We start from the raw sequence: 1,525 nt of genomic DNA, 5'->3' as shown, positions 1-1,525 counted from the left end.
TGATGATCAGCGTGAGTTGCTGGATGTGGAGTCGGTCGCGGGGCATCTGCTGAAGCCGGGCAGCGTGTTCGCGTTCCTGGCCGCCCACCGCACCCGGTTGTTCCCGCCGGAGCTGTTCGCCGACCTGTTCCCCACCCGCCGGGGCCGGCCGAGTGTGCCCCCGGAGGTGGTGGCCACGGTGCTGGTGCTCCAGGCCCTGCACGGGCTGTCGGACCGGGAAGCGGTCGAGGCGCTGACGTTCGATCTGCGGTGGAAGGCCGCGTGCGGGGTGGCGATCACCGACAGTGCGTTCGATGCGTCGACGTTGACCTACTGGCGACGACGCTTGGCCGCCTCGCAGCGCCCGAACCGTGTCTTCGATGTGGTGTCCGAGGTGATCGCCCAGACCGGGGCGGTTACCGGGAAGACCCGCCGGGCGCTGGACTCGACGATCCTGGATGACGCGGTGGCCCGCCAGGACACCGTCACCCAGCTGATCGCCGCGATCCGCCGGGTCGCCCGCGAGGTCCCCAACGGCACCGAGATCATCGCGACGGTCACCACGAGCGGGCATGACTACTCCCGGCCCGGCAAGCCCGAAATCGCCTGGGACGACCCGGCCGCCCGCGACGAGCTGGTCTCGGCGCTGGTGGGCGACGCGCTGGCGGTGCTGGCCGGGTTCGAGGAACGTCACCCGCACGGCGCTGGGCTCGATGAGAAGGCTGCGCAGGCGGTGGCGTTGCTGGCGCTGGTCGCCGGTCAGGACGTCGAGCCCGCGGAGGGCTCGGATGGCACCGACGGGCGCTGGCGCATCGCCCGCCAGGTCGCCCCGGACCGGGTCATCTCCACCGTCGACCCCGACGCCCGCCATGCCCACAAGTCCCGCGAGCGCCGCCAGGACGGGTTCAAGGCCCACGTCGTGGTGGAGCCCGACACCGGGCTGATCACCGCGACCGGGCTGACCAAGGCCAGCGGCCCGGACAACAGCGACGCCACGGTCGGGATCGCCCTGCTCGACGGTGACCCGAGCCTCGACCCTGCCGCAGACGAGCGGGTCGAGGTGCTGGCCGACTCGGCCTACGCCACCGGCGACGCGCTCGCTGCGCTCGAGACCGCCGGGCACCGCGCGGTGATCAAGCCGTGGCCGTTACGGGCGGCGATCTCCGGCGGGTTCACCCTCGACGACTTCACCCACGACCCGATCGCGAACACCGTGACCTGCCCGAACGGGATCACCCGGCCCATCGGAGAGACCGGGTCCGTCGGCTTCGGCGCGGCCTGTCGGGGTTGCCCGCTGCGCCAGCGCTGCACCACCGCTGACCGCGGCCGCAAACTCACCCTCGGGCCCCACCACGCCCGCCAGCGCGCCCACCGCGCCCGCGCCGCCACCCCGGAGCACCTCGAGGCCTACCGGCGGCACCGGCCCATGGTCGAGCGCTCCATCGCCTGGCTGACCCGCGGCAACCGGCGCGTCCCCCACCGCGGCGTGGCCAAGAACAACGCCTGGCTGCACACCCGCGTCGCCGCGATCAACCTGCGCCGCCTG

The 1,525-nt window shown here is 73.1% G+C and carries 1 protein-coding gene; it reads left to right on the top strand.

The genetic code is table 11. The features are described from left to right. Positions 1-1,525 (top strand): IS1182 family transposase (locus tag PHK61_RS31750; protein ID WP_274285030.1); only part of this gene is annotated, 1,525 nt, incomplete at both ends.

Source organism: Actinomycetospora lutea (assembly GCF_028737205.1).
Lineage (GTDB): Bacteria > Actinomycetota > Actinomycetes > Mycobacteriales > Pseudonocardiaceae > Actinomycetospora > Actinomycetospora lutea.
Note: the sequence above shows the minus strand (reverse complement) of the source record. Positions and strands in the feature narration are given on the sequence as shown.